Here is a 22,210-nt window from a genome sequence, read left to right on the forward strand (position 1 = left end):
TGCCTTGATTGGTGGCGCTATAGAGGTCAAGACCCGGACCCGAGGAATGATGCACGCCGACCCCCCGCAAACGCGCGATTTCACAGCGCTCGAAAGCCTTGAGGCGGCGTTCGCATGGTGGCGCGAAGCAGGGGTCGATGCCGATTTCACAGACGAAGCCGGCGGCTGGCTGGCCGAGCCCAAGCCCGAGAATGCCGTAGCGGCCCCGCCACCGCCTGCCCCGCCCCCTATCCAGCGCAAGACACCGCTTCAGCGCGCACTCGATCCTTCCAAAGACGCAGGTGGCGGTATTGATCGCGCAAGTTTGCCTGCGAGCCTCGAAAAATTTCGCGAGTGGTGGATGAGCGAACCTTCGCTCGCTTCCGGAGCGCTCGACCGCCGCGTACCGCCGCGCGGCGTTGCGGGCGCGAAACTGATGCTGCTTTTGCCGCAACCCTTCGACGACGATGCACAAGGCCTGCTGACCGGCGACGCGGGCGGGTTTGCCGGAGCCATGCTTGCGGCGATGGGCATCGCGGAACATGAAGCCTATTTCGCCAGCGCGCTGCCCGCCTCGATGGCGATGCCCGATTGGCGGGAACTGGCGACAACCGGCCTCGGCGAGGTCACGAGAACGCATATCTCGCTCGCCGCGCCGCAGCGAGTGGTGCTCTTCGGGCGCGCACAACTGGCGCTGTTCGACATTCCGCCAGAAGCTGCACGCGATCCGCTTTCACTCGAATGCGGCGACAGGTCCTTCGCGCTGCTCGCCGCCCCCGATCTGCGTAACCTCGCCCGCTCGGCCGCGCGGCGCGAACATTTCTGGAATCGATGGCTGGACTGGACCCGATGACTCTTCGAACGCTCGCCACTGCCGCGATAGCTGCAGCTACCTTGCCGGTTGCCGCACCGCTTGCAGCCCAAGGCAACAGCGTGGATTATTTCACGCGCTCGCACGCCTCCGCCCTACCTCAGCTCCTGTCGGCCGAGGATCGCGCCTATTACGGCTCGCTCTTCGAAGCGATCGACAGTCGCAACTGGAGCCGCGTGGAAGTGATGCTCGCCAACCGCGATGACGGCCCGTTGCACGGCGCGGCGCTCGCCAGCTACTATCTTCATCCCGAAAGCCCGCGGATCGAATTGTCACGCATCGAAAGCTGGCTCGCACGCTATTCGCGCCTGCGCGAAGCGGAAGCGATCGTCCGGCTCGGTGAAACACGCGGACTCGTCGATTCTCCTTCTCTGCCAGGTGCGCGCGACCTGGTCCGCCAGCCGGGCATGACCAAGCGTATACGCCCGCGCTCGGTCGAAGACGGGTCGATGCCCGGCGAGGTGAAATCGGCCATTCTCGAACGGATCACCAATGACGATCCCGACGGAGCCCGCATATTGCTCGACGGGGTCGATGCCACGCTTTCGCGCGAAGCGCGCGCCGAGTGGCGCTATCGCGTGGCGTGGAGCTATTACATCGAAAACCAGGATGCACAGGCCTGGGCGCTCGCCGACACGGTGCGCGATGGCGGCAGCGGTGCATGGGTGGCGGAAGGCGACTGGGCGGCGGGACTTGCCGCCTGGCGGCTGGGCGATTGCGACCGCGCGGCGGAGGCCTTCCAGCGTTCGGCTGCCGGTGCGGCCAATCCCGAACTCGGCGCCGCCGCGCATTACTGGGCAAGCCGCGCCCTGATCCGCTGCCGCTTTCCCGAACAGGCCGACGAACAACTGCGCGGCGCGGCGCGCTTCCCCGAAACGCTATATGGCATGCTTGCCCATGAGCAATTGGGCAGCGAACTCCCCCAGACCCACGCCGAGCCGGACCTGACCGAAGCCGACTGGCGCGAGCTTCAGGGCAAGGAGGCCGCGCGCCAGGCAGTGATGCTGGCGGAAATCGGGCGGCGCGAAGAAGCCGAAGCCGATATTCTGTGGTTGGTACGAACCGGCAATCCCGACGATTTCGGCGCGCTTGCCCGGCTCGCCCGCGCATTGGGGCTGACGGGCGCGCAGAACTTCATGGCCTACAACGCTCCGCGCGGAGAGGCCTCCCACCCGAGCCTGCGCTATCCGGTCACCTTCCGCACACCGATCGGAGGGTGGCGGGTCGATCCGGCACTCGCTTTCGCGCATGCCCTGCAGGAATCGAATTTTCGCGAGCGAGTGGTCAGCCCGGCGGGCGCGATCGGGTTGATGCAGATCATGCCGATCACAAGGCGCGAATATGCCGCTTCCATCAATATGAGCGCCGATGTCGATCTCAAGGATCCGGCCGTCAACTTGGCGTTCGGCCAGCGTACGCTCGAATCTCTCGGCAGCGCCAATTACACGCAGGGCAAACTTCCCAAGATCATGGCTGCCTACAATGCGGGGCCAAGCCCGGTCATGCGATGGGAAAGCGAAATTCGCGATCAGGACGATCCGCTGCTATACATGGAGAGCATCCCCTATTGGGAAACGCGCGGCTATGTTGCCATCGTCATGCGCAATTACTGGATGTATCTGCGGCAAGCCAATGCCATGGCCCCCAGCCGGATCGATCTGGCCGAGAACGATTGGCCGATGTTCCCCCGGGTACGGTAGGAAGGACACGCTAATGGCCGTCGACGAAAGTCTTGCCTTCAAGCCGGTCCGCATTGCGCTGCTGACTGTGTCCGACACGCGTACGCTTGCCGAGGACACGTCTGGCGACATACTCGCCCAGCGTATCGCGGCAGCCGGCCATGAACTGGTGGTTCGCGAAATCAGCCACGACGATGTCAATGAGATCGACGCGCATCTGCATCGGTGGATTGAAGACGAGAGCATCGACTGCGTTATCTGCACCGGCGGGACTGGTTTGACCGGACGCGATGTGACGCCCGAAGCGCTCGACCGGGTGAAGAGCAAGGACGTTCCCGGTTTCGGAGAGCTGTTTCGCTGGCTCAGCTACGAAACCATCGGGACGAGTACGATCCAGTCCCGCGCCTGCGCGGTGGTGGCGCGCGGAACCTATATCTTCGCCCTGCCCGGCTCGAATGGCGCGGTGAAGGATGGGTGGGACAAGATCCTGATCCATCAGCTCGACAGCCGCTATCGCCCCTGTAACTTCGTCGAGCTGATGCCGAGATTGCGCGAGCGGTAACCGCCCCCCCAAACAGTCATTGCGAGGAGCCGAAGGCGACGCGGCAATCCATCTCCCCACGGCGCATCCAGCGGCAGGGGTCGATGATGGATTGCTTCGCTTCGCTCGCAATGACTATGGAGGAGTCACTTTGTTCCATGTATGTTCCAGAACATGGATCGCCGACTCGCTCCTGCAATATCCGGACGCGGCGCGCAGGGCACCGAGGTGCCGACGCGCTTCGGCCTCGCCACGCGCGAGGAGGATGGGGACTGGCGCGACTATATGGAGCAACTTACCGGTCTCGAAGGGGGGCCGCCGGTAAAGCTGCGCACCACCGTGACCGAGGAACACCCGAAGACGATCCTCAGCTTCAACCAGTCGCCCGACGTACCCTTCGACCGGTCGGTCAACGCCTATCGCGGCTGCGAGCATGGCTGCGTCTATTGCTTCGCGCGGCCCACGCATGCCCATCACGATCTCTCGCCCGGGCTCGACTTCGAAACCAGGCTGTTCGCCAAGCCCAATGCGGCGGATTTGCTGCGCGCCACGCTGGCCAAACCCCAATACCGCCCCAAACCGATTTCGATGGGGACCAATACCGATCCCTACCAGCCGATCGAGGCGCGGTATCGCATAACCCGCAGCGTGCTGGATGTGTGCCTCGATGCGCGCCACCCGGTGACGATCACGACCAAATCCGACCGCGTTCTGGCCGATCTCGATCTGCTAGCAGAGATGGCGGAAAGGCGGCTGGTCGCGGTGGCGATATCGGTGACAACGCTGGATCCGAAGCTGTCGGGCAAGCTCGAACCGCGCGCTGCGGCACCCGCCAAACGGCTACGGGCCTTGCAGAAACTGGTCGATGCGGGTGTGCCCACCCATTGCTCGGTCTCGCCCATCATCCCGGCGATCACCGACGAGTTCATGGAGCAGATCGTCCAGCGCGTCGCGGCCATCGGCGTGGGTAGCGTGGGCTGGATCCCGCTGCGCCTGCCGCACGAGGTCGCCCCGCTGTTCCGCGAATGGCTATCGGTCCACTTCCCCGAACGCGGCGACAAGGTGATGGGCATCGTCCGCTCGATCCGCGGCGGGAAGGACAACGATCCCGATTTCCACACCCGCATGAAACCGAGCGGTGTCTGGGCCGACCTGTTCCGCACGCGGTTCCGCGTAGCCTGCAAGCGCGCGGGGCTCGGCAAGGCGAAGTTCGAACTGGATTGCACGCAGTTCAGGCCGCCCGCAGTGGGCGGGCAGTTGCGGTTGCTATGAAACGCGATCAAGCTATTGAAATAGCATGGACACGTCAGCCATTCTCAATGACCTGCGGACTCTCTACGAAGGCGGAAAAGGTCGTTGTGGATGGTATGGGGACGCGGGCGAAGAAACAGTCTCGTGGTGGGCCCGCCAGACCGACAACTCTCCGCGCGGAGTCTTGGATGCGATCGCGATCAGATTGGCAAAAGGCTATCTGGGGTCCGAATACGACTGGGACTTCGGCGACTGGATCGCCAACACGGTGCTTTTCACCGGCATGGTCGATTTCGAACTAGGCGGGGGTCCGCTCGATAATCCGGAGCCTTGGTGGGCGGTTTACCTGGCCTTCGATGACAGTGAGATGTTCGACAACGCGGGCGAAAGAGCTAGGGAAAATCTGGCAGACCTCCACTTTGAGGATCGACGCTAGAACCCCTCGCCCGCTGCTCCCGGCTCGAACCGCACAAGACGGCTATCCGCCAGCGCCGCCGTGCGGTTGACGACCGCCTGCTGGTAATCGGCATCCTTGATCATCTCGAAGAAGGCGCCCGCATTGGGATATTGCGCCACGAAACCATCGTGCCAGCGCATTGCGTCGGGGCCGGTCACCACTGTCTGGAACGCCCCGCGCCAGACGATCTCGCCGCCCACGCGGCGGAAGATCGGGCCGCTGGTCTTGCCGTATTCCTCATAGGCGCGGCGTCCGCTCCAGCCATTGCCGTGATGCTCATGCCCCTCCGGATATTCCGCGAGGTCGCGGTAGAGCAGCAGGTTGAGCATGTGGATCGGCTCGTCGCGCGGCAGGTCCTTGAATGCCTGGAAATTGGCCGGGCTCGGATCGATGTAGCTGTCGGTCATAAACTCCTCCCGATCTCTCCGGTTGGGGAAGGAATTTCCGTCATCCCAGCGTATAGTCGCTGAACCGCTTGCGCAGGTCTTTCTTGCTGATCTTGCCGGTGGCGGTGTGCGGAATGTCGTCGACGAATTCGACCGCATCGGGCAACCACCATTTGGCGACCTTGTCGGCAAGGAAACTGATGAGATCCTCGGCGCCGACATCCTGCCCTTCCTTGCGGACGACGAACAGCACGGGCCGTTCGTCCCACTTGGGATGCGGCATGCCGATCGCGGCGGCTTCGGCCACGGCGGGATGGCCGACGGCGGCATTCTCCAGCTCGACCGAGCTGATCCATTCGCCGCCCGACTTGATCACATCCTTGGTCCGGTCCGTGATCTGCATCGTCCCGTCGGGGTGGAGGACCGCCACGTCCCCGGTATTGAACCAGCCATCGGCGTCGATCGCGTCTTCCTCGGCCTTGAAATAGCGCTTCACCACCCATGGTCCGCGAATGTGCAGCGCGCCCGAGGTCTTGCCATCGCGCGGCAACACCTTTGCCGGATCGTCGAGATCGACCGTGCGCAGTTCGACGCCGAAAATCGGGCGACCCTGCTTCATCGTCTTCTCGACCTGCTCATCGAAGGTAAGTTCGTCCCAATTGCCGGTCGGCCCGCCAACCGTGCCGATGGGCGAGGTTTCGGTCATCCCCCAGGCGTGCTGGACGCGGGTGCCGTTCTTCATCAGCCGCTCGATCATGAAGCGCGGCGCGGCGCTGCCGCCGATCGTCGCCGCCTTGAGCTTGGGCAGGTCGAGACCGTTGGCATCGCAATACTGGAAATGCGCCAGCCATACGGTCGGCACACCGGCGGAATCGGTGACGCCTTCGGTCTTCATGACCTCGTCGAGCACGGCGGGATCGTTCACCGCGCTGAAGACGAATTTGATCCCTGCCATGGCCCCGGCATAGGGCAGGCCCCAGCTCGCCGCGTGGAACATCGGCACGACCGGCAGCATCACGCTGGAGGAGCTGAAATTGAACGCCGCGGGCTGCAACCCGGCAATCGCGTGCAGCATGGTCGAGCGGTGTTCGTAGTGGACGCCCTTGGGATGGCCCGTGGTTCCGCTGGTGTAGCAGATCATGCAGGGGTCGCGCTCGTCGCCGTCGACCCAGGCGAAATCGCCATCCTGCGCGCCGATCCAGTCTTCGAAACTGGTCGTATGCTCGCCCGAATCGAAGCAGATATAGTGTTCGACCGTCGGCCATTTGTCGCGCATCTTGTCGACGATCGGCTGGAAGGCCGCATCGTAGAGCATGACTTTGTCTTCGGCGTGGTTGACGATGTATTCGAGCTGGTCCTCGAACAGGCGCGGGTTGCAGGTGTGCAGCACGCCGCCCATCCCCGCGACGCCGAACCAGCTTACGAGATGACGCGCATGGTTCATCGCGAGGCTGGCAACCTTGTCGCCCTTCTCCAGGCCCAGCGCCTGAAGCGCCTGGCTCATCTTCCGCGCGTCGCGATGAATGCCTGCCCAATCGGTGCGGGTTTCGCTGCCATCGGCCCAGCGGGTAACGATTTCTCGGGTGGGGGCTTCCCGGGCTGCGTGATCGATCACATGCGAAATCCGCATGTTCCAGTCCTGCATCGCGCCAAGCGGCATACTCTCTCCTCTCCAATTCGGTCATTGCGAGAAGCTGAAGGCGACGCGGCAATCCAGCTTCAAACATCGCCGTCGCGAGCGATGGCGGGTGATGGATTGCGTCGCCTTCTGCTCGCAATGACTGTGTTTTCAGGCAACGAGGCGCAAGTTTGCCTTCCCCCGTCGCGCGGTCAACTGCACCTTGGCAAGACCGGGCACGCTTGCCAAGCGTTCGGCGACGTCTCCGTCGATAGAAAATGTTCGCCCCAACCGCATGACAGGTGGTGTCGGATCGCCGGTGAGCAATGTGGCGAGCACTTCATCGCCTCCAGTGTCGTCCGCACCCAATTCCAGCGCAAGCTGGGTGAGCGCATCGACGCTCTCCACCTCGAGCGTGAGCAGCATCGCCATGCTGCCCTTCACCGCCTCGAGCGGCACCGCGCCGCGCACGGTGATCCGCGGCGGTTCGTCCGGGCTCGGACTGTCGAGTTCGACATCGAGCTTCACGCAGGTGCCGTTCTCGGCCCATTCGAGGAATTTATCGACCAGCCCTTCTTCGAAACAAGCCGCGCTGAACTGGCCCGAACTGTCGGAAAAATCGGCGCGGATGAAGGGTTTGCCGCGCTTGGTCGTGCCCTTGTTCGCGCCTTCGACCTGCACCGCCATCACCGCGCCCATGCGCCCGCCGCCCGGCACACCGCCCGCCATCAGCGAAGCGTGCGAACGCGCGCCCTGCGCACTGGCGATTTCGCGATAGGCCGCAGTCGCATGTTCCTTGAACGAAAAGCCCATATTCTCCTTTTCACGATTGCGGGCTTCGCTGAGTGACCAGTCTTCGGCGTCTTTCAAACGCAGCGTATCCTCCACCGCCGCATCCTCCCCGCCGAACAGCCCCGCCTGCCCGCTCGATCGCTCGCGCTCGGCCGCATCGGCGACTGCCAGCAGCATATCGGTATTGGCCATCAGCTTGGCGCGGTTGGGCTCGAACTCGTCCAATGCCCCTGCGCTGATCAGCGCTTCGAGCTGGCGCGAATTCATCGAACCCTTGGGCAGACGCTCGAACAAATCCTTCAGGCTCTCGAACTTGCCCGCAGCCTCGCGCTCTTCCACGATCGCTTCCATCGCCCGTTCGCCGACATTGCGAATGCCTGCCAGCGCGTAGCGCACGGCATATCCGTCATCGGTCTGCTCGACTGTGTATTCGGCCTCCGAGTGGTTGAGCGAAGGCGGCAGCACCGTGATCCCGCTGCGCCGCGCATCGTCGACGAAGACCGCCAGCTTTTCCGACTGGTGCATGTCGAAACACATGGAGGCGGCGTAGAATTCTTCCGGGTAATGCGCTTTCAGCCAGGCGGTCTGGTAGGCGAGCAGCGCGTAAGCGGCGGCGTGCGACTTGTTGAAGCCGTATCCGGCGAACTTGTCGATCAAGTCGAACAGCGCGTTGGCCTCGGCTTTCTCGATCCCGCTGACTTCCTTGCAGCCATCGACGAAGCGCGTGCGCTGCGCGTCCATTTCCGCCTGGACCTTCTTGCCCATCGCGCGGCGCAGCAGGTCGGCATCGCCGAGCGAGTATCCGGCAAGGATCTGCGCGGCCTGCATGACCTGTTCCTGGTAGACGAAGATGCCGTAGGTTTCGGCGAGGATGCCTTCGAGCTTGGCGTGCGGATATTCGATCGGCACCTCGCCCGCCTTGCGCTTGCCGAACAGCGGGATGTTGTCCATCGGACCCGGGCGATAGAGCGAGACGAGCGCGATGATGTCGCCGAAATTGGTCGGCTTCACCGCCGTCAGCGTACGCCGCATGCCTTCCGATTCAAGCTGGAACACGCCCACCGTGTTACCCGCCTTCATCAGATCGTAGACCTTGGGATCGTCGAGCGGGAGTTGCGACAGGTCGATATCGATCTCACGCCGTTTGAGGAGGTCGACCGCCTTCTTCAGAACCGACAGCGTCTTCAGCCCGAGAAAGTCGAATTTGACGAGGCCGGAGCTTTCGACATTCTTCATGTCGTACTGCGTCACCGGCATGTCCGAACGCGGATCGCGGTAAAGTGGGACCAGCTGCGCCAACGGGCGGTCGCCGATCACCACGCCCGCCGCGTGGGTCGAACTGTTGCGCGGAAAACCTTCCATCTGCATCGCCAGATCGACGAGGCGCTTCACCTCGTTGTCATTGTCGTATTCGCGCTTGAAATCGGCCGCACCGTTGAGCGCGCGCGGTAGTGTCCACGGGTCGGTCGGGTGGTTGGGCACCATCTTGCACAGCCGGTCGACATGGCCGTAGCTCATCTGCAGAATACGGCCCGTATCGCGCAGCACGGCGCGCGCTTTCAGCTTACCGAAGGTGATGATCTGCGCGACATGGTCGTGCCCGTATTTCTGCTGGACGTAGCGGATCACCTCGCCGCGCCGCGTTTCGCAGAAGTCGATGTCGAAGTCGGGCATGGAAACGCGCTCGGGATTGAGGAAGCGTTCGAACAGCAGGCCCAGCTGGATCGGATCGAGATCGGTAATCGTCAGCGCCCAGGCCACCAGGCTGCCCGCGCCCGACCCACGCCCCGGCCCCACCGGAATATCGTGGTCCTTGGCCCATTTGATGAAGTCGGCAACGATCAGGAAGTAACCGGGGAAACCCATCTGGTTGATGATGTCGACTTCGAACTTGAGCCGGTCGAAATAGACCTTGCGCTCCTCCTCGCTCATCGCGCCATAGGGTTCGAGCCGCGCCTCCAGGCCCTTGCGCGCATCCTCCGCCAGCATCCGCGCCTCGCCTTCGAGATCGCCGGCAAGGCTGGGCAGGATGGGCTTGCGATAAGGCGGCGCATAGGCGCAGCGCTGCGCCACGACGAGCGTGTTCTGGACCGCTTCGGGCAGATCGGCGAAGGCCTCGTCCATCATGTGGTAGGTCTTGACGAAGCTTTCGGGGTTGGAGCGCGCCCGCTCCTCCGCATCGATATGGGTCGAACCGGCGATACAGAGCATGGCGTCATGCGCCTTGTGCATATGCGGTTCGGCGAAATTGGCAGGGTTCGTCGCCACCAGCGGCAGGTCTCGCGCATAGGCAAGATCGACCAGCGCGGCCTCCGCGCGCTCTTCCACCTCGTTCCTGCGGCGGGCGAGCTCGATATAGAGCCGCTCGGGGAAGAGCGCCTGCAAGCGGTCGAGCAGCGTCTCGGCGTGGTTCTGCTGCCCTTCGGCGAGCAGCCGGGTAACGCCGCCTTCGCTCGCCCCGGTAAAGGCGATCAGCCCGTCGGTATGGCCCTCGAGGTCCTCCATCCGCACATGCGGATCATATTCGAGGGGCCGTTCGAGATGCGCCTTGGAAACCAGATGGCAGAGATTGTCGTAACCGGCCTCGTCCTGCGCGTAGAGCGGCAGGTAGTCGACCTGCTTGCCTTCCGCCCCCTCGTCTCGTGATGGGCGCGCAACGCCCAGCAGCGTGCCGATTATCGGCTGAATGCCCTCCGCCTTGCAGGCATTGGCGAACATGACCGCGCCATAGAGCCCGTTGCGGTCGGCGATCGCCATGGCCGGAAAGCCGCGTTCCTTCGCCAGCTTGGCCATCGCCTTGGGATCGATCGCGCCTTCCAGCATCGTGTAGGCCGAGAGGATACGAAACGGGACGAAGGGCTTGAAGGACATGGGCGGCAATATGCGGATTGCGCCTTCGTCGGCCAAGGGGCGCATCCACAGGATTTTCAGCTCACACAGTCATTCCGAGCGTAGCGAAGCAGTCCAGGTCTGCCCTATCTGGATTGCCGGGTGGCCGGAGGCCGTCGTCGGCTCCGCCTGCGACTCCTCGCAATGACTATCGAGACGTCAGAGGAGCTTTTCGATATCCTTGGCGATCGTCTTGGGCGCATCGGCCGGGCCATAGCGCTTCACGACATTGCCTTCGCGGTCGATCAGGAATTTGGTGAAGTTCCATTTAATCGCGCGCGACCCCATCAGCCCGGGCTTTTCGCCCTTCATCCAGTCGAACAGCGGGCTGGCGTCGTCGCCGTTCACGTCGACCTTGGCCATCAGCGGAAAGGTGAGGCCGAAATTGACCTTGCAGAATTCGGCAATCTCGTCCGCGTCTCCCGGTTCCTGATTGCCGAACTGGTTGCAGGGAAAGGCGAGGACCTCGAAGCCCTTGTCCTTGTAATCCTGAAACAGCTCCTCCAACCCGTCATATTGCGGGGTGAAACCGCATTTGCTGGCGGTGTTCACCACCAGCAGCACCATGCCGAGTTTCTCTTTCAGGTCGAGCTGGTCGCCCGTGTTGGTGGCGACGGTAAAATCGGCAATGGTGGTCACGGCGGTTTATTCCTTCTGGCGGTATACGTAGTCGAAAGCATCCGACCACGTACGACCATGATCCGCGCTCGCTTGGCCGTATTGTCGTACGCTGCCGTCCTCTTCAAGCGTATAGGTCATCCGCACGAGCATGCGATCGCCTTGCGCACCCTTGCCCCAATAGCCGGTCAGCACCATCGCCCCGTCCACCGCGCCCCCGTCAAAGAACACGCGCCCCGGCGTACCACCGACCCATAATTGGTGCCAGCCGCCAGTGGTGGGGTCGTATGTGCTCAGGCTGCTCCCACCGCGTCCCTGAAAGGGCATCCAGGTCTCGCGGATGGCGCAGCCCGCGCTTACCTTTTCGATACGGCTGCTGGCCACTTGCTGGTCGCTGCCATTGGGGAACACCTCCCACTCGCCGACCCAGAAATCGAAAGCTTCGTGGTTCACGCCTTCGCATTGCGGTTGCGGTGGTGGCGGGACGGCAGGTGCGGCGGCCTGTGCGAAGGCAATCGCGAGCGCGGCGGTCAGCATGGTCAATTCTCCCCTGATCCTGCCAAGTTATGCCGGGCCGTACCGTCCGACGAGCGACTATCGACCGAGGACCAACCTGCTCCTACGAGCGCGGGAAATCGTCGCGCTTCGAAAGGCTCACGATCTCGTCGACGTGGTACTCGCGGTCTCCCGCTTTCTCGATGTAGTAATCCCCACGTTCTTCGGCAGGCATCAGCATCACGTGACGGATCAGATCGGCGAAGGTGCCGCTCCGCAGGCCCTTGGCCGCATCCAGCAGGCCATCGCCATCGCCGGTGCGATGGAGGCTGGCGCGGTCGTCCCACTCAATGCCTTCGCCATGGCTCGGGTCGCCTTTGAAAGTGCTCGGATGGTCGGTCATGCAAATCTCCTTTGCCCGACCAACGAGCGAAAGCGCTTGCGGGTCCTCTATTCGAGCACGCCTTCGTGAAGGCGGACGATACGGTCCATTTTCTGCGCCAGCCGCTCGTTATGGGTTGCGATCAGCGCGGCACTGCCCTCGCCCCGGACGAGATCGAGGAGTTGCGCGAGCACCTTGTCCGACGTCGCCTCGTCGAGATTGCCGGTCGGCTCGTCGGCCAGGACGAGATCGGGCTTGTTCGCCAGCCCGCGTGCCACGGCCACGCGCTGCTGTTCGCCGCCCGAAAGCTGGCTGGGCCGGTGGTCGAGCCGGTGTTCGAGCCCCAGTGCGACGAGCAACTGCTCGGCACGTGCCTCGGCCTCGGCTCGCGGTCTACCCGCCACGAGCTGCGGCAGCACCACATTCTCGCGCGCATCGAAATCGGGCAGCAAGTGGTGGAACTGGTAAACGAAGCCGAGATGTTCGCGGCGCAGCACGGTGCGAGCGCGCGAATCCGACTTCTCCGCCGAATGGCCCGCGATGACGATCTCACCCCCGAACCCGCCTTCGAGCAGGCCGACCGCCTGCAAGAGCGTGGATTTGCCCGAGCCCGAAGGACCCAGCAGCGCGACGATCTCGCCCGGCCGGATCGCAAGATCGACGCCGCGCAGCACGTCGATGCGCACCCCGCCTTGCTCGAAACTGCGGGTCAACCGCTTCAGTTCGACGACCGGCCTATTCATAGCGCAGCACCTGTACCGGGTCCGTGCTCGCCGCTTTCCAGGCAGGATAGAGCGTGGCGAGGAAACTGAGGGCCAGCGCCAGCAGCACGATCATCCCGACCTCGACCGGGTCGGTCTTGGACGGCAGCATGGTCAGGAAACGGACCTGCGGGTCCCATAGTTCGACGCCCGTGAGATAGCCGATCCCGGTAACGATCTGCTGACGGAAGGTCAGGATGACGAAACCGAGCAGAAGGCCAGCCACCGTTCCGATCGCCCCCACCGTGAAGCCCGTGGTCACGAAGATCTTCATCAGGCTTTTCCGCGTCGCCCCCATGGTCCGCATGATGGCGATATCGCGCGTCTTGGCACGAACCAGCATGACCAGGCTCGAAAGGATATTGAATGCCGCGACCAGAACCATGAAACTGAGTGCGAAAGCCATCGCCACGCGTTCGACCTGAAGCGCCTCGAACAGAGTAGAATTGATCGTCTTCCAGTCTGACACGACCGCTCTGCCCTGAACCGCCTTCTGTACCGGATCGAGGATTTCTCCGACGCGGTCGGCATCCTCTACCGTCACCTCGATCATGCCGACCGTATCGCCGATCAGCAGCAGGGTCTGCGCATCTTCCATCGGCATGACCACGAAAGCGCCATCGTAATCGAACACGCCGACCTCGAAAATCGCGGCGACTTCGTAGCCCACCTGGCGCGGGACGGTGCCGAAGGGAGTCGAGCGACCCTGAGGATTGATGATGGTGATCGTATCGCCGACCCGCGCGCCGATATTTTCCGCCAGACGCACCCCGATCGCCACCTTGCTCGCACCTGGCTGCAGCGCATCGAAATTCCCGCTGATCGCCTTGGTGGAGAATTCCTGCAAATCCTGCGGTGTATGGCCGCGCACGAGGATCGCCTCGACCCGCCCGTTGAAACTCGTCAGAAGGGGCTGTTCGATCAAGGGCGAGGCGCTGACCACCCCCGGCGTTTCCTCCACTCTCGCGAGGACGTTCTCCCAATCGTCGAGCCGACCGCCATAGGCCTGCACGATGGCATGGCCGTTCAACCCGACGATCTTGTCGAGCAATTCGGCGCGAAAGCCGTTCATCACGCTCATCACCACGACCAGCATGGCGACGGAGAGCATGACAACGCCGATCGAGATGCTGGCGACCAGCGCAATGAAAGCCTCGCCCTTGCCCGGAAGCAAATACCGCTTGGCGATGGTCCATTCGAAAGGAGAGAGGATCAAGACAGCCCTTGTATCTGGCGGTGCGTTGGAAGGGCGTTTAGGCATCCACGCCTTGCTGCGCAATGAAATCGTGTCTTTCCTTGGGCCATCCATCGCACCGGCCTTGTAATTGGGCCGTAACATCTCCATTGGGACCCCCATCCCGATCAGTCGCGGCAGACAGGCCTTTCGATGAACCTCACCCACCCGTTTCTCGACGAGGATGGCGACAAGCTGCGCGAGGAGTGCGGCGTGTTCGGCGCAATCAACGCGACCGATGCGGCAGCCGCGACAGCTCTCGGCCTCCACGCTCTCCAGCACCGCGGCCAGGAAGCCGCCGGCATCACCAGTTTCGACGGCGCCGAATTCTTCACTCGCCGCGGACTTGGCCATGTGGCGGAAAATTTTTCCAGCCAGGAAGCCATTGCCGAGCTGCCCGGCACGATGGCGGCGGGTCATGTGCGCTATTCGACCACCGGCGGGGCGGGCCTGCGCAATGTCCAGCCGCTTTACGCCGATCTTGCCAGCGGCGGGTTCGCGGTGGCGCACAATGGCAATATCTCGAATGCGGGCGTGTTGCGCGACGACCTTGTACGCCGCGGTTCGATCTTCCAGTCGACCAGCGATACCGAGGTCATCATTCACCTCGTGGCGACCAGCCGGTATCCCACGATCATGGACCGGCTGATCGATGCACTGCGCCTGCTTGAGGGCGCCTATGCGCTGATCGTGATGACGCCCGAGGGTATGATCGCCTGCCGCGACCCGCTGGGCATCCGTCCGCTACAGATGGGCCGGATCGGCGATGCCACCGTCTTCGCGTCCGAAACCGTGGCCTTCGACGTGGTCGGCGCCCAGTTCGTGCGGCAGGTGGAACCGGGCGAGGTGATTAAGGTCGATTTCGACGGCAATATCGATTCGCTCCATCCCTTCGGCGATCACGCCCCGCGTCCCTGCATTTTCGAACATGTCTATTTCAGCCGCCCGGATTCGGTGTTCGACGGGCGCAGCATCTACGAAGCACGAAAGGCTATCGGCGCCGAACTCGCGCGCGAGAAACCGGTCGAAGCCGATCTCGTGGTCCCCGTGCCCGATAGCGGCGTTCCCGCAGCCATCGGCTATGCGCAGGAATCGGGCATTCCGTTCGAGCTTGGCATTATCCGCTCCCACTATGTCGGGCGCACTTTCATTCAGCCCAGCGACGGCGTTCGCCACGCGGGCGTCAAGCGCAAGCACAATGCCAACCGCGCTCTGGTGGAGGGCAAGCGCATCGTTCTGATCGACGACAGCATCGTGCGCGGCACGACATCGATGCAGATTGTCGAAATGATGCGCGATGCCGGGGCTATCGAAGTCCATTTTCGCGTGGCCAGCCCGCCGACCGCGCATAGCTGCTTTTACGGCGTGGACACGCCCGAACGCTCCAAGCTGCTCGCCGCGCGCATGGATGTCGAACCGATGCGCGAATTCATCAGGGCCGACAGCCTGGCCTTCGTTTCGATCGACGGTCTCTATCGCGCCGTGGGCGAGAAGCCCCGCAATTCGGCCTGCCCGCAATTCTGCGACGCGTGCTTCACCGGCGATTATCCGACCTCGCTGACCGACATGGCGCGGCGCGAAGACAAGCAGCACAAACTCGCATTTCCATCCGAACAGGTCGCCTGATGACGAAACCACTCGAAAATCGCCTCGCCCTTGTCACCGGGGCGAGCAAGGGGATCGGTGCGGCTACCGCGCAAGCACTGGCGGCCGCCGGTGCCCACGTCGTGCTGACGGGGCGCGATGTCCGCGCGCTCGAATCGGTCGAGGATGCAATTCACGAAGCTGGCGGAGCCTCGACGATTGCGCCGGTCGATCTCAACGAAAACGATGGCATCGCCCGCCTCGCCTCGGCCATTTCCGGGCGCTGGGACAAGCTCGATTTCCTCGTCATTTCGGGGGCCTATCTGCCCGCGCTCACCCCGGTAACCCAAATCGACGGCAAGCAGCTCAGTCAGGCCCTGACGGTCAATTTCCTCGCCACGCAGGCCTTGCTGGCCAATTTCGACCCGCTGCTCAAACGTGCCGATGCGGGCCGCGTGATCGGCCTGACCAGCAGCGTGGGGGCGACGCCGCGCGCCTATTGGTCCGCCTATGGCGCCACCAAGGCCGCTTTCGACAACCTCCTGGCAAGCTATGCGCAGGAAGTCGAAAAAATCTCCAAGGTCCGCGTCGCGCTGATCGATCCGGGGGCCACCCGTACCGCGATGCGCGCCAAGGCCTATCCCGGCGAAGACCCGCAGACGGTGAAGGAACCGTCGGTTGTTGCCGATCGGTTGGTGGAACTGCTGGTCGACGGTTTCGAGGGCTTCCATCGCGAGCGCGTCGAGGGATAGGTTAACCAAGCGCGGTCAGGACTTCTCAACTCCGATCGGGTGAGACATGGCGAATCGCCCCGGTTGCCTCCGGGCGATTTGAGTCGCACCGAATCGAGGAAGGGCGCCAACCATGATCCACCGGTCGAGTGATCCCTATACGCTAGCCTCGCAGGAGGATCGCTGTGCCCCGCGAACCAGGCTGACCATTCCAGGACAATTGCGGCCGAGCGGCGGGCGCGCGTTCCGGACCGTGGTTCACGACCTCTCGATCTCGGGCTTTTCAGCCGCCGCGCTCAACCGCATGCACGAAGGCCAGCTATGCTGGCTTACCCTGGCAGGTCTCGAATCGCTTCAGGCACAGGTGATCTGGTGGGAAAACTGCATGGTCGGCTGCGCTTTCAGCGAACTGCTGAGCCCGATTGTGCACGACAGCATCCTCGCCCGCTATAGCGGAGAGGATGCCTATCGCCCCTACTGACGGGGGCGCAGCCCCGCTCCCGCCCGCTCAGTCGTCGAGTGCCTCGGCGATCTTGCCGACAAGGTCGCGGAAACCGGCGCGATGGTCGCTGCTCGTGGCTGTCGGCCAGTTGCTGACAATGGCGACGACCAGCTTCTCTTCCGGCACGATGGTGATCGCCTGTCCGAAAATGCCCTGCGCGCCATAGGTGTCGCCGGGATAGGTCCACCATTGATAGCCATAGCCGAAGCCCGGCGCCCGTTCACCGAAATCGACCAGCGGCGAACCGGCCTTGGCAAACCAGCCCTCGGGCACGACACCCTTGCCACCTTCGAGCGCGAACTGACCCATGCGGGCATAGTCGGCCAGGCGCAGCGACAAGCAGCAGCCGCCGATATTGCCGCCGGTCAGGTCCTGCATCCAGAACAGACCGCCTGCGAAACCTGCGGGTTCGACGATCTTTTCCGCCGCATAGGCAGCGAGCGGCCGGCCGGTCGCCTGTTCGACGATCAGGCCGAGAAGATTGGTTTCGAGCGTCTTGTAAACCCATTTTTCGCCGGCGGGCGCCTCGCGCGTCAGGGTGCGGGCATAAGTCACCGCCTGCGATTCCCCGGCGACCGGCGCGATGGCGAGCATCTTGGCGACATCGCTGTCGGGATCGGTATAGTCCTCGTTCCAGGCAACGCCCGAGGTCATGCTGGCGATCTGGCCGACGCTGACACCGTCATAGGCCGTCCCGGCAAGCGCGGGGATGATATCGGTCACGGGGGTATCGACGCTGTCCACCGCCCCATCCTCGATCGCGGCGCCGAGCAGCGTCGAGGTGAAGCTCTTGGCGACCGAGAAGCTGGTCCAGCGACCGGTCGGGCCGAAACCGAGGCCGTAATCCTCGAACACCACCTCGCCATTCTTGAGCGCCATCACGCCGGCGGCCTGCGTTTGCGCCATATAGGCGCGGATTTCGGCCTGCAGGGCTGCGGGAAGGTTTTCGCCCGCACGCGGCAAAACGCGTGTTTTGGCGGCGGGCGCCACTTCGAGGCCGGGAAACAGCCCCTCCATGTCGCGAAACGCGGCCGAGCGGCGTTCATCGCTCCAGAACAGGATCGAATCGCCCGGATCCATGCTCGCCATCTGTTCGGGCATGGATTGCGTGACCGCTGGCGGCACGACCGTAACCTCGCCAACAGGCGCGCTATCGTAAGCGCCAGCACATCCCGACAGCACCAGTGCTGCGGTCGAAATCCAAAACCCCTTCATTGACTCTCTCCCTGTTTCACCAGCGTGACCTGGTGGACGTCGATCCCGCCCCCGCGGAACCCGCCTTCGCAATACATCAGATAATAGCGCCACAGATCGCCGAAGCGCGTGTCGAACCCCTCCGGCAGGCGGCCTTCGCGTTCGGCCGCATCGAAATTCTGGCGCCAGCATTTCAGCGTTTCGGCATAGTCGAGGCCGAAATCGTGCTGGTCCTGCCAGGTAAGCCCACGTTCCTCGGCCAGGCGGCGAAACTCGCTGGTGCGGATCAGCAGTCCCCCGGGAAAGATATAGGCCTGAATGAAATCGGCGCTTTTTGCGTAGGCTTCGAACAGATCGTCGCGCATGGAAATATACTGAATTGCCGCGCGCCCACCGGGTTTGAGGTTGCGCGCGATACAATCCATGAAAGTCGGCCAGTATTCGCGCCCCAGCGCCTCGACCATCTCGACGCTGGCAATGGCATCGTATTGGCCCGCCGTGTCGCGATAATCCTGCTTGCGGAAATCGACCCCCGGATGGCGCTCGCGCGCCCAGGCGAGCTGGGCGTCGGAAAGACTGATTGCCGTGGCAGCGATCCCTCGCGAGGACAGCATGGCGGCCAATCCGCCCCAGCCGCAGCCGATTTCCAGAACATTGGCGGGCTTGCCGAGCCGCGCGGCCAGAGCATCCCATTTGCGCCGCTGCGCGGCTTCGAGGCCATCATCGGCGACATTGAGGGCCGACGAATAGGTCATCGTGGGATCGAGCCAGGCCGCGTAGAAATCATTGCCGAGATCGTAATGCGCGGCGATGTTCTTTTGCGCGCCTGCATGGGTGTTGCGATTGAGCCAGTGCGCAAAGCGTGCCGCCAGGCGGAAGGGGCCGCGCGCACGGCCGGTGTTTCCCAATTCGCGGCCATTGGCCATGAACAGCGCGAACAGCGGGACCGGGTCGGTGCTGGCCCATTCGCCCGCCTCCCAAGCCTGATACCAGCCGATCGATCCATTGGTGGCGAGGCGGAGCAGCGCGCTCCAGCTCCGCAATTCGACCGTGCACTCGAAGCCCGGCGAACGCCCGCCAAGGGTTCTTCGACCGCCATTGGGCAAAATGGCATGGATCGCGCCCGTAGCCAGCGCCGCGTCGATCCGGTCGAGGATCTTGTCGAAACCGGGTGCGATCAGCCGCGCGAACATGCCGGGCTTGCGCGCGAAGCTCTTCGCCCCGTCGAGAAGGTCGCGTCCGCGCTGGCTTGTCCGCATCTCCATCCCCCTGCCTATGGCCCGCCGGGAAAGAGGCGACAAGTCCGCTACGGTTTGCTGGCCCGGTAAGCCTCCAGCGCCCGTTCGCGCGCTTCCTTGTGGCCGATCATCTTGACCGGATAGTCGCCGCGCTTCTCGTCGGGCGGATCGTGGATTTCGCTGTCGTCCAGTTCGGCAAGCTCGGGGACATATTCGCGGATATAGCCCGCCGCTTCGAACTTCTCGCTCTGCGTCAGCGGGGCCATGATCCGGCTGAACATATTGCTGTCCACCCCGGTCCCGCTGATCCACTGCCAGTTGACGCCGTTATTGCCGTAATCGGCATCGACGAGGCAGTCCCAGTACCACTGCTCGCCGTGCCGCCAGTCGATCAGCAGGTGCTTCACGAGGAAGCTCGCCGCGATCATCCGCACGCGGTTGTGCATCCAGCCGGTCTCCCACAGCTGGCGCATCCCGGCATCGACGATCGGATAACCGGTCATGCCGCGCTGCCAGCATTCGAGGTCTTCGCGGATGAGGTGCCCGGCATTGGGGTTCCGCCACAGTTTCCGCTCGTCATAGTCGCGGTAGCTTTCGCGCGGATAGTCGGGGAACTGGTCGATCACGTTCTGCGCATAGTCGCGCCAGATGATCTCCTTGGCGAAGGTTCGCCAACCGTCGCTGCGCTTGTCCTTGAGGGCATGCCAGACCTGCGCGGGGCTGATTTCACCCCAATGGAGGTGGGGTGACATGCGCGAAGTGATATCCTCCGAAGGCAGGTTGCGGCCCTCGTCATAGTCGGCGACCTGGTCGGTCCACCAGTCGAGCCGCTCATGCGCGGCGGCTTCGCCGAATTTCCAGAAACTGCGGATGCCGCCCGCCCAGTCGGGCTTGGCGGGCAAGAGGTTCCAGTCGGCGAGATCGTCGCTTTCGGGCCAGCTATCGGGCGAGGAGATGGTCTCCGGCTCGCCCAGCACATCGCGCGGCGGCATCACCTCAAGCATCGCCTTCGAAAAGGGCGTGTAGATCTTGTAGGGGTCGCCCGATCCGGTGGTCACGCTGCCCGGGGGGAGCAGGTAATTGCCGTCGTAGAGATACAGCTTGCGGTCCTTGCCACCCAGACTTGAAAGTGCATCGCGCAGCTCGTCCTCCGCCTCCTTCCACCACGGCTCGTAATGCCGCATCGCATGGATGCAGCTGGCACCCACCTCGTCGGCGATGGATGCGAGAATCTGCGGCGCATCGCCCTTCCGCAGCACGATCCGCGAGCGGCGGCGGCCCAGTGACTTGCCGAGACTATCGAGCGAATGATGCAGCCACACCCGGCTCGCCCCGCCATAGGCATGATCGCCCGCGCGCTCGTCATCAAGGATATAGACCGGGATGACGGGACCGGCCTGCGCGGCGGCATGAAGCGCGGGTTGATCCGCCATGCGCAGGTCGCGCCGCAGCCAGAGGATTTGGGGTTCGGACATTGCCTCGACTTTCCCCTCCCCCTCAAGGGGGAGGCCGGGTGGGGGTGTACGGCGCTGGCAGCACGTGTCGAACACCCACCCCCAGCCCCTCCCTCAAGGGAGGGGAGCTTGGATCTCGAACGAGCCTAATTGGCGGGAAGTTCCTCGCATTCCACATCGGGCAAGGCGACACTGAACCGGTCGCGCGCGCGCGGATCGTAGAAACGCGCGTCGCGGAGGATCACCGATCCGTCCGATGCGCGCTCGGCAAAAGGCGCGCGCGACCAGAAAAGGAAGGCTTCCAGCTCCTTTCCCGTGACGGCCTGCTCAACAGCGGCATCCAAGTTGCAGGTGGTTTCACCCAGTGGCCGCATTTCGCCATTTGCATGGTTATCTGCAGGGTAGATAAACTCATGCCAGCCCGCGCTGGGTCCGTACACCAGCACTTCCCGATCCCAGAACAATAATGGCAAAGGGCTAGCAATGACCTGCTCTTCGACCAAACCAACACCGAAAAACCAGTTCTCGAATGCGCGCTCTGCTCTGGCAGTAATCGCCCCGTTCAGCCCGATATACACCAGCGCCACCGCCATCGCACCGCGTGCGGGCCGCTTCCACTCCCCGCCCTGCTTCTCACGCCTCAGCGAGAACCACGTCGCGAAGCCCAGCAGCGCCCACAGCCAGATATCGATGATGAACAGCGTATCCCCGTAGAACCAGCGGCTGCTGAACGGTTCGAGCAGGCGAATGCCATAGACGTTGAGCCAGTCGAGCGCCGGGTGGGTCAGGCAGGCGATAAAGCTCAGCAAATAGAGCCATTTGAAACTGACCGGCAGCCTCTCTTTCGGCCGCGTGCCGCGCTTCGCCTGCCAGCGGTCGAAGCCATAGAGCAGGCCCGCCAGCACCAGCGGCAGCAGCACCCAGGCGATCGGTCCGTGCGTGATCCCGCGCCGGAAGCCGAGATGTTCCACGCCATCGAGCCAAAAGAAACACGCCGCATCCACATCGGGCAGATTCGCCCCGATGATCAGTGCGGGCATGGCGAGCCCGGTCTTCTTCTTCAGCCCCGCCTGCCCCAGCAATGCGCCCACAAGAGAATGGGTGAGGTTATCCATCGGGTTTTCTCACGCAAAGGCGCAAAGGCGCTAAGAAGGATGGTTGTTCACGACGCGCTGGACGCCTTGTTTGAAGGTTTCCTGCCCAAAGTTCATCAGCAGGCCCAGGGATCGGTTCGAAAGGCGAAGGTAGGTGAGCAATTGCTTGGGGTATAGAGCGCTGTCGCGCTCGGTTGATTTCAGCTCAATCACCAGCCTGTCCTCGACAAGCAGATCGATCCTGAATGCGTTGTCGACGACAACGCCCTTGTATTTGATCGGAAGTGGAACTTGGCGCGCAACCGAAAGCCCACGCTCGCGCAAGCTTTCAGCCAGGAGGACTTCGTAAACCGATTCCACCAATCCCGGACCAAGATCCTTGTGCAACTTGAACCCGCAATCGACAGCGATACTTGCCAGTTCTTCGATCTTCACGCTGTCCCCTTCGCGCCTTTGCGCC

Annotated in this window: 21 protein-coding genes; 8 read left to right on the forward strand and 13 right to left on the reverse strand. The window is 63.3% G+C overall.

Annotation, left to right across the window (positions count from 1 at the left end):
• Window positions 1-49: 49 nt before the first annotated feature.
• The 5 genes from L5849_RS01930 to L5849_RS01950 all read left to right on the forward strand — a co-directional run bounded on the left by L5849_RS01930 (window position 50) and on the right by L5849_RS01950 (window position 4,757).
• Window positions 50-832 carry a hypothetical protein gene (locus L5849_RS01930; RefSeq protein WP_236924114.1) on the forward strand — a complete coding sequence of 261 codons (783 nt, stop codon included), beginning with the start codon at window positions 50-52 and terminating at the stop codon, window positions 830-832.
• The gene (locus L5849_RS01935) at window positions 829-2,550 is read left to right on the forward strand and encodes a lytic transglycosylase domain-containing protein (RefSeq protein WP_236924115.1); all 1,722 of its coding nucleotides are present in this window, start codon (window positions 829-831) and stop codon (window positions 2,548-2,550) included. The genes L5849_RS01930 and L5849_RS01935 overlap by 4 nt, the downstream gene beginning before the upstream one ends.
• Window positions 2,551-2,563: 13 nt before the next feature.
• Complete coding sequence (gene moaB / locus L5849_RS01940; protein WP_115416887.1) at window positions 2,564-3,091, forward strand: molybdenum cofactor biosynthesis protein B; 528 nt, start codon at window positions 2,564-2,566, stop codon at window positions 3,089-3,091.
• Between the two features lie 153 nt (window positions 3,092-3,244).
• Window positions 3,245-4,342, forward strand: coding sequence for a PA0069 family radical SAM protein (locus tag L5849_RS01945; protein ID WP_236924116.1), 1,098 nt, complete (start codon window positions 3,245-3,247; stop codon window positions 4,340-4,342).
• Between the two features lie 25 nt (window positions 4,343-4,367).
• Window positions 4,368-4,757: a hypothetical protein gene (locus tag L5849_RS01950; RefSeq protein WP_236924117.1), complete on the forward strand. Its 390-nt coding sequence runs from the start codon at window positions 4,368-4,370 to the stop codon at window positions 4,755-4,757.
• On the opposite strand, the gene L5849_RS01955 is transcribed toward L5849_RS01950, so the two are convergent.
• From L5849_RS01955 to L5849_RS01990, 8 genes are all read right to left on the reverse strand, one after another.
• Window positions 4,754-5,185, reverse strand: a complete 432-nt coding sequence (locus L5849_RS01955; protein WP_236924118.1) for a DUF1330 domain-containing protein — start codon at window positions 5,183-5,185, stop codon at window positions 4,754-4,756. The genes L5849_RS01950 and L5849_RS01955 overlap by 4 nt on opposite strands.
• Before the next feature lie 40 nt (window positions 5,186-5,225).
• Window positions 5,226-6,824: a long-chain fatty acid--CoA ligase gene (locus L5849_RS01960; protein ID WP_236924119.1), complete on the reverse strand. Its 1,599-nt coding sequence runs from the start codon at window positions 6,822-6,824 to the stop codon at window positions 5,226-5,228.
• A gap of 129 nt (window positions 6,825-6,953) precedes the next feature.
• The gene (dnaE, locus tag L5849_RS01965) at window positions 6,954-10,445 is read right to left on the reverse strand and encodes a DNA polymerase III subunit alpha (RefSeq protein WP_236924607.1); all 3,492 of its coding nucleotides are present in this window, start codon (window positions 10,443-10,445) and stop codon (window positions 6,954-6,956) included.
• A 177-nt stretch (window positions 10,446-10,622) separates the two neighbouring features.
• Window positions 10,623-11,102, reverse strand: a complete 480-nt coding sequence (locus L5849_RS01970) for a glutathione peroxidase (RefSeq protein WP_236924120.1) — start codon at window positions 11,100-11,102, stop codon at window positions 10,623-10,625.
• 6 nt (window positions 11,103-11,108) lie between these two features.
• The gene (locus L5849_RS01975) at window positions 11,109-11,618 is read right to left on the reverse strand and encodes a hypothetical protein (RefSeq protein ID WP_236924608.1); all 510 of its coding nucleotides are present in this window, start codon (window positions 11,616-11,618) and stop codon (window positions 11,109-11,111) included.
• 82 nt (window positions 11,619-11,700) lie between these two features.
• Window positions 11,701-11,979 carry a hypothetical protein gene (locus tag L5849_RS01980; protein WP_236924121.1) on the reverse strand — a complete coding sequence of 93 codons (279 nt, stop codon included), beginning with the start codon at window positions 11,977-11,979 and terminating at the stop codon, window positions 11,701-11,703.
• A gap of 47 nt (window positions 11,980-12,026) precedes the next feature.
• Entirely contained in the window at window positions 12,027-12,701 is a 675-nt protein-coding gene (locus tag L5849_RS01985) for an ABC transporter ATP-binding protein (protein WP_236924122.1), read from the reverse strand.
• Window positions 12,694-13,935 carry a lipoprotein-releasing ABC transporter permease subunit gene (locus L5849_RS01990; RefSeq protein WP_236924609.1) on the reverse strand — a complete coding sequence of 414 codons (1,242 nt, stop codon included), beginning with the start codon at window positions 13,933-13,935 and terminating at the stop codon, window positions 12,694-12,696. Before L5849_RS01990 ends, L5849_RS01985 begins: the two co-directional genes overlap by 8 nt.
• A gap of 171 nt (window positions 13,936-14,106) precedes the next feature.
• Between L5849_RS01990 and purF the strand changes: the two genes are divergently transcribed.
• The 3 genes from purF (at window position 14,107) to L5849_RS02005 (ending at window position 16,749) form a co-directional block, all read left to right on the forward strand.
• Window positions 14,107-15,579, forward strand: a complete 1,473-nt coding sequence (gene purF, locus L5849_RS01995; protein ID WP_115416896.1) for an amidophosphoribosyltransferase — start codon at window positions 14,107-14,109, stop codon at window positions 15,577-15,579.
• The gene (locus L5849_RS02000; protein WP_236924124.1) at window positions 15,579-16,289 is read left to right on the forward strand and encodes an SDR family NAD(P)-dependent oxidoreductase; all 711 of its coding nucleotides are present in this window, start codon (window positions 15,579-15,581) and stop codon (window positions 16,287-16,289) included. Before purF ends, L5849_RS02000 begins: the two co-directional genes overlap by 1 nt.
• A 112-nt stretch (window positions 16,290-16,401) precedes the next feature.
• Window positions 16,402-16,749: a PilZ domain-containing protein gene (locus L5849_RS02005; RefSeq protein ID WP_236924126.1), complete on the forward strand. Its 348-nt coding sequence runs from the start codon at window positions 16,402-16,404 to the stop codon at window positions 16,747-16,749.
• A 27-nt stretch (window positions 16,750-16,776) separates the two neighbouring features.
• On the opposite strand, the gene L5849_RS02010 is transcribed toward L5849_RS02005, so the two are convergent.
• The 5 genes from L5849_RS02010 to L5849_RS02030 form a co-directional block, all read right to left on the reverse strand.
• Entirely contained in the window at window positions 16,777-17,985 is a 1,209-nt protein-coding gene (locus tag L5849_RS02010; RefSeq protein WP_236924128.1) for a serine hydrolase, read from the reverse strand.
• Entirely contained in the window at window positions 17,982-19,229 is a 1,248-nt protein-coding gene (locus L5849_RS02015) for a cyclopropane-fatty-acyl-phospholipid synthase family protein (protein ID WP_236924129.1), read from the reverse strand. The genes L5849_RS02010 and L5849_RS02015 overlap by 4 nt, the downstream gene beginning before the upstream one ends.
• Window positions 19,230-19,270: 41 nt before the next feature.
• On the reverse strand, window positions 19,271-20,677 hold the full coding sequence (locus L5849_RS02020) for a deoxyribodipyrimidine photo-lyase (protein WP_236924132.1): 1,407 nt from the start codon (window positions 20,675-20,677) through the stop codon (window positions 19,271-19,273).
• 125 nt (window positions 20,678-20,802) lie between these two features.
• Window positions 20,803-21,771 carry a metal-dependent hydrolase gene (locus L5849_RS02025; protein WP_236924134.1) on the reverse strand — a complete coding sequence of 323 codons (969 nt, stop codon included), beginning with the start codon at window positions 21,769-21,771 and terminating at the stop codon, window positions 20,803-20,805.
• A 30-nt stretch (window positions 21,772-21,801) separates the two neighbouring features.
• On the reverse strand, window positions 21,802-22,185 hold the full coding sequence (locus L5849_RS02030) for a GxxExxY protein (RefSeq protein WP_236924135.1): 384 nt from the start codon (window positions 22,183-22,185) through the stop codon (window positions 21,802-21,804).
• Window positions 22,186-22,210: the final 25 nt, after the last annotated feature.

Source organism: Erythrobacter sp. SN021, assembly GCF_021864455.1.

Bases quoted from the DNA above. Each gene is read 5' to 3' on its own strand.
- dnaE (WP_236924607.1), bottom strand. From the start codon at position 10,445: ATGTCCTTCAAGCCCTTCGTCCCGTTTCGTATCCTCTCGGCCTACACG.
- L5849_RS02010 (WP_236924128.1), bottom strand. From the start codon at position 17,985: ATGAAGGGGTTTTGGATTTCGACCGCAGCACTGGTGCTGTCGGGATGT.
- L5849_RS02025 (WP_236924134.1), bottom strand. From the start codon at position 21,771: ATGGATAACCTCACCCATTCTCTTGTGGGCGCATTGCTGGGGCAGGCG.
- purF (WP_115416896.1), top strand. From the start codon at position 14,107: ATGAACCTCACCCACCCGTTTCTCGACGAGGATGGCGACAAGCTGCGC.
- L5849_RS01985 (WP_236924122.1), bottom strand. From the start codon at position 12,701: ATGAATAGGCCGGTCGTCGAACTGAAGCGGTTGACCCGCAGTTTCGAG.
- L5849_RS01955 (WP_236924118.1), bottom strand. From the start codon at position 5,185: ATGACCGACAGCTACATCGATCCGAGCCCGGCCAATTTCCAGGCATTC.
- moaB (WP_115416887.1), top strand. From the start codon at position 2,564: ATGGCCGTCGACGAAAGTCTTGCCTTCAAGCCGGTCCGCATTGCGCTG.
- L5849_RS02000 (WP_236924124.1), top strand. From the start codon at position 15,579: ATGACGAAACCACTCGAAAATCGCCTCGCCCTTGTCACCGGGGCGAGC.
- L5849_RS01960 (WP_236924119.1), bottom strand. From the start codon at position 6,824: ATGCCGCTTGGCGCGATGCAGGACTGGAACATGCGGATTTCGCATGTG.
- L5849_RS01930 (WP_236924114.1), top strand. From the start codon at position 50: ATGCACGCCGACCCCCCGCAAACGCGCGATTTCACAGCGCTCGAAAGC.
- L5849_RS01935 (WP_236924115.1), top strand. From the start codon at position 829: ATGACTCTTCGAACGCTCGCCACTGCCGCGATAGCTGCAGCTACCTTG.
- L5849_RS01980 (WP_236924121.1), bottom strand. From the start codon at position 11,979: ATGACCGACCATCCGAGCACTTTCAAAGGCGACCCGAGCCATGGCGAA.
- L5849_RS01945 (WP_236924116.1), top strand. From the start codon at position 3,245: ATGGATCGCCGACTCGCTCCTGCAATATCCGGACGCGGCGCGCAGGGC.
- L5849_RS02015 (WP_236924129.1), bottom strand. From the start codon at position 19,229: ATGGAGATGCGGACAAGCCAGCGCGGACGCGACCTTCTCGACGGGGCG.
- L5849_RS02020 (WP_236924132.1), bottom strand. From the start codon at position 20,677: ATGTCCGAACCCCAAATCCTCTGGCTGCGGCGCGACCTGCGCATGGCG.
- L5849_RS01975 (WP_236924608.1), bottom strand. From the start codon at position 11,618: ATGCTGACCGCCGCGCTCGCGATTGCCTTCGCACAGGCCGCCGCACCT.
- L5849_RS02005 (WP_236924126.1), top strand. From the start codon at position 16,402: ATGATCCACCGGTCGAGTGATCCCTATACGCTAGCCTCGCAGGAGGAT.
- L5849_RS01950 (WP_236924117.1), top strand. From the start codon at position 4,368: ATGGACACGTCAGCCATTCTCAATGACCTGCGGACTCTCTACGAAGGC.